The organism is Pseudomonas sp. GW821-FHT01C01 (assembly GCF_059422645.1).
On record NZ_JBWKXF010000007.1, the window covers coordinates 194,514 to 199,323 of the forward strand.

At 59.1% G+C, this 4,810-nt stretch carries 4 protein-coding genes; 2 read left to right on the plus strand and 2 right to left on the minus strand.

Annotation, left to right across the window (positions count from 1 at the left end; translation table 11 throughout):
* Positions 1–86: 86 nt before the first annotated feature.
* A complete protein-coding gene (locus AC07XF_RS07650; protein ID WP_495026024.1) occupies positions 87–878 on the minus strand; it encodes a crotonase/enoyl-CoA hydratase family protein in 792 nt (263 codons plus the stop codon).
* A gap of 425 nt (positions 879–1,303) precedes the next feature.
* Here AC07XF_RS07650 and AC07XF_RS07655 point away from each other — a divergent pair, with 425 nt between their 5' ends.
* Positions 1,304–2,977, plus strand: coding sequence for a DEAD/DEAH box helicase (locus tag AC07XF_RS07655; protein WP_495026025.1), 1,674 nt, complete (start codon positions 1,304–1,306; stop codon positions 2,975–2,977).
* A 181-nt stretch (positions 2,978–3,158) separates the two neighbouring features.
* Here AC07XF_RS07655 and AC07XF_RS07660 read toward each other — a convergent pair whose 3' ends face one another.
* The gene (locus AC07XF_RS07660; RefSeq protein ID WP_495026026.1) at positions 3,159–3,926 is read right to left on the minus strand and encodes a DODA-type extradiol aromatic ring-opening family dioxygenase; all 768 of its coding nucleotides are present in this window, start codon (positions 3,924–3,926) and stop codon (positions 3,159–3,161) included.
* 102 nt (positions 3,927–4,028) lie between these two features.
* Here AC07XF_RS07660 and AC07XF_RS07665 point away from each other — a divergent pair, with 102 nt between their 5' ends.
* Positions 4,029–4,685 (plus strand): thiopurine S-methyltransferase, encoded by a 657-nt coding sequence (locus AC07XF_RS07665; RefSeq protein WP_495026027.1) that lies wholly within the window; start codon positions 4,029–4,031, stop codon positions 4,683–4,685.
* Positions 4,686–4,810: the final 125 nt, after the last annotated feature.

Consider the following 4,810-nt stretch of genomic DNA (forward strand, 5'->3'; position numbering starts at 1 on the left):
CCTCCGGGTTCTTGTGGGTTGGGAGGTGGGTAGAAGAGACAGGAGCGGGCTTGCCCGCGAAGAGGCCCTCAAAGCCAGTATAAAAATCAAAGCCCTTTGAAGACTCCAGGCCGCCGCTCCACCATCGACCGCACGCCTTCCTTGGCATCCTCGCTAGCCATCAACTTCTTCACTAGCAGCGGCAACGCCTGTGCTGCCGCGGTTTCCCCTTCATACCTGGCCTGTCGCGCAGACATCAGCGTTGCCTGAACCCCGAGCGGTGCCTGGCGGGCGATCCGTTCTGCCAGCTCGATCGCCCGGGGTAGCAAATCCTCGCTGGCCATGACTTCCTGCACCAGTCCCAGGTGCAAGGCGTCATGGGCGTCGAATTCATCACCGGTCAACAACCAGCGCATGGCGTTACCCCACCCTGAGACTTGATGCAGGCGCAGGGTGGCACCGCCGAACGGGAAGATCCCGCGTTGCACTTCCATTTGCGCGAACCGGGTGTTGCTGGCGCACAAGTTGATGTCGGCGGCGAGCATCAGCTCGATGCCGATGGTCAGGCAATAGCCTTGGGCGGCGACGATCACCGGTTTGCTGACCCTGGGACCTGCGAACACCCCCCACGGATCACAGCCGCCGGGCGGAACCTGCCAGCCATCTGCCAGTGTGACGCTGGCATTGACCAGATCGAGCCCGGCGGTAAAGTGCTCGCCATGAGCGAATACCACCGCCACTCGCGCCTCGCTGTCGGCTTCGAATTCGCCATAGGCCAGGCTCAAGGCGTTGAGCAGGTCGAGATCGAAGGCATTGCGCTTGGCCACCCGATCCAGACCGATCAGGAACACATGACCATGCCGTTCGCGGCTGACTCGACTGGAGCAGGGCTGATTCATGGAGCGATCCTCGGGGGGGTAGGAAAGACGTGCCAGACAGGCGGTCGGCACGGCAAAGGGTGAACCGTTTTAGCGCCGTCACCCGCAAGGCCGGGCCTTTGAAAAATAGACGGCTGATCGATTATTCGCAAAGCCTGTGACACAACGGCGTATCCAGTGGATTTCCGATAAAAAAAACTCCCTTTTTGGGCGAATTCCGGTATAGTGCGCGCCGGCCTTTAACCGGGCCGCGTTTAGGTAGCGCAATTCCCCGAAGCCAGCTTCGGCTGCACGTCCGCCCAGCGGACTCTTCCTTGACGATTCTTTTCATTCATTCGTTTTCGCAAATCCCCGCCGACAAAGCTGCCAGGGCGACTCTTGAGTCTCAACACGGCATGTGCAGCTTTGGAGCATGGGTCTTTGCGGATGCACTTAGAGGCAGACCCATGACCCAGGAAATCGGCGGCTTCGCCGCTCTTGAACTTCATCCAAATATTGTCGCTGCAGTAGTCGCTACCGGCTATGAAGAGCCTTCGGCCATTCAGCAGCAGTCGATCCCGATCATTCTCGCCGGTCACGATATGATTGGTCAGGCGCAAACCGGTACCGGTAAAACCGCTGCCTTTGCTCTGCCAATTCTGCACCGCATTGATCCGTCCAAGCGCGAGCCGCAAGCTCTGATCCTGGCCCCAACTCGTGAGTTGGCGCTACAAGTTGCAACCGCTTTTGAAACTTACGCCAAGCAAATGCCGGGCGTGACTGTTGTGGCTGTCTACGGCGGCGCGCCGATGGGCCCACAACTGAAAGCAATCCGTAATGGCGCACAAATCGTTGTCGCCACTCCGGGCCGTCTGTGCGACCACCTGCGTCGCGACGAAAAAGTACTGGCGACCGTGAACCACCTGGTTCTCGACGAAGCCGACGAAATGCTCAAGCTGGGCTTCATGGACGACCTGGAAGTCATCTTCAAGGCCATGCCGGAAACCCGTCAGACCGTACTGTTCTCGGCTACTTTGCCTCAATCGATCCGTGCCATCGCCGAACGCCACCTGCGCGATCCGAAGCACGTGAAGATTCAGAGCAAGACCCAGACCGTTACCGCGATCGAGCAGGCTCACCTGCTGGTTCACGCTGATCAGAAGACTTCGGCCGTTCTCAGCTTGCTGGAAGTGGAAGATTTCGACGCCCTGATCATGTTCGTGCGCACCAAGCAAGCGACCCTGGATCTGGCCAGTGCCCTGGAAGCCAAAGGCTACAAAGCCGCTGCGCTGAACGGTGACATCGCCCAGAACCAGCGTGAGCGCGTGATCGACTCCCTCAAGGATGGCCGTCTGGACATCGTTGTGGCGACCGACGTTGCCGCTCGTGGCCTGGACGTTCCGCGTATCACTCACGTGTTCAACGTTGACATGCCGTACGATCCGGAATCCTACGTTCACCGTATCGGCCGTACCGGCCGTGCCGGTCGCGAAGGTCGTGCACTGCTGCTGGTGACTCCGCGTGAGCGCCGCATGCTGCAAGTGATCGAGCGTGTAACCGGTCAAAAGGTTGCTGAAGTTCGCCTGCCGGACGCTCAAGCCGTTCTGGATGCGCGCATCAAGAAACTGACCAACAGCCTGTCGCCGCTGGTGGCTGATGCCGAATCGACCCACGGTGATCTGCTGGATCGCCTGACTGCCGACATCGGTTGCAGCCCGCGTGCCCTGGCCGCAGCCCTGCTGCGCAAGGCTACCAACGGTCAAGCGCTGAACCTGGCCGCTATCGAGAAAGAGCGTCCACTGGTGCCGAACAATGCACCGCGTGGCGATCGTCCAGAGCGTTCCGGTGATCGTCCTGAGCGTGGTGACCGCGAGCGTCGTGCTCCGATTCCACTGGCCGAAGGTCGTGCCCGTTGCCGTACCGCGCTGGGTGCGCGTGACGGTATCGCCGCCAAGAACCTGCTGGGCGCCATCCTCAACGAAGGTGGTCTGGCACGTGAAGCCATTGGTCGCATCCAGGTGCGTGATAGCTTCAGCCTCGTCGAGCTGCCGGAAGATGGTCTTGAGAAGTTGCTGACCAAGCTGAAGGACACTCGCGTTGCCGGTAAGCAGTTGAAGCTGCGTCGCTACCGCGAAGATTGATCCGCTTTCGGGCTGATTGATCGAACATAAAAAATCCCCGACTGGTTCGGGGATTTTTTATGCCTGCTGGTGGCCCATTCGCGAGCAAGCCCGCTCCCACATACGACCGCGTTTTTTCAAAATGAATACGATCAAATGTGGGAGCGGGCTTGCTCGCGAAGGTCGTGACTCGGTCTGGCTGTCAGCCGAAGCGGTAAATGTCCATGCCCAACGCACCCATGGTGAACCCCTGGTGGGCAACCCCGAACTGCCCGCCTGCAGCGCGGGCAAAGTACAGCGGCAACAAGTGTTCGTCGCTGGGATGGTTACGTACGGCATACGGTGCTTGCGCGCGATAGTCGTGCAGCGCGGCTTCGTCGTTCGCTGCGAGTTTCTCGATCATCCAGTCGCGAAACGCCCGGGCCCAGGGCTCAACGCTCTCGGGGCCGGCATGCCAGTCCAGTTCTCGCAAGTTGTGAGTGATGCTGCCGGAGCCGATCAGCAGCACGCCGTGCTCGCGCAGGCTGGCCAGCGCGTGGCCAACACGGGTCTGCAGAGCGGGGCCGCCACGGGTCGGCAGTGATACCTGAACAATCGGGATATTTGCTTGCGGGTACATCAGCGATAAAGGCACCCAGACGCCATGGTCAAAAGGCCGATTGCTGTCGATACGCGCAGGAAAGCCAGCGGTTTTCAATAACTCGGCAACTTCTGCGGCGAGTCGTGGATCGCCGGGTGCCGGGTACTCGACCTCGAACAGGGCCTTGGGGAAGCCGCCGAAGTCATGCCAGGTTTCCGGTTGTGGGTTGCCGTTGACCAGCAGCTCATTGCTTTCCCAGTGCGCAGAAACAATCACGATGGCCTTGGGTCTGGGCATTTCGGCAGCCAGGCGAGCGAGTGCCGGCCCACTGGCGCCGGGTTCCAGCGCAAGCATCGGGGAGCCATGGGATATGTACAGGCTGGGGAACATGAATGAGCTCCTGAGAGTTAAGATGCAACATCTTCAGTCAGATCATTAATCTAAATCTAATATAAGTTTTAGGGTGTTTTGATCGAATTTTCGGGGTTATTTATGCAGCCGGAGTTTTGGCACAAGAAATGGGCGACGAATCAGATCGGCTTTCACCTGCCGCAGGTGAACCCTCATCTGAAGCGGTTCTGGCCAGCGTTAAGCCTTGAAGAGGGCGCGCGCGTGTTGGTGCCGTTATGTGGAAAAAGCCTGGATTTGCTTTGGCTCGCCCATCAAGGCCTCGAGGTCTTGGGAGTCGAACTGTCGGAAAAAGCCGTCGAAGAGTTTTTCAGCGAGCATGGCTTTGATCCGGCCGTCAGTGAGCAGGGGCCGTTCAAGGTTTATCGGGCAGGTTCCATCGAGCTTTGGTGTGGCAATTTCTTTGAGCTGACGGCCGGTGACACGGCTGATTGCTCTGCGTTCTATGATCGCGCCGCGCTGATTGCTTTGCCGCCGAAGATGCGTGAGCAATATGCCGCGCACCTGAATCGCATATTGCCGAAAGAGTGTCGCGGATTATTGATCACGCTGGACTATGACCAGGCACAGATGGACGGACCGCCATTTGCCGTACTCGACGATGAGGTGCAGCGTTTGTTGGGTGGGGCGTGGGCGTTGAAGGTCCTGGAAGATCAGGATGTTCTGAGTGAGAGCGGGAAGTTCCTGGAGGCAGGTGTGACGCGACTTGAGGAGCGGGTGTATCGGGTTTCCAGTCGATAATATTAGGTGTTAGCGCCGGCCTCTTCGCGGGCAAGCCCGCTCCCACATTTGACCGCGATCCCCTGTGGGCTGTCTCTTCTCCACATCTGACGCTGCCGACGATGGTATACCAGTGTAGATCTCGG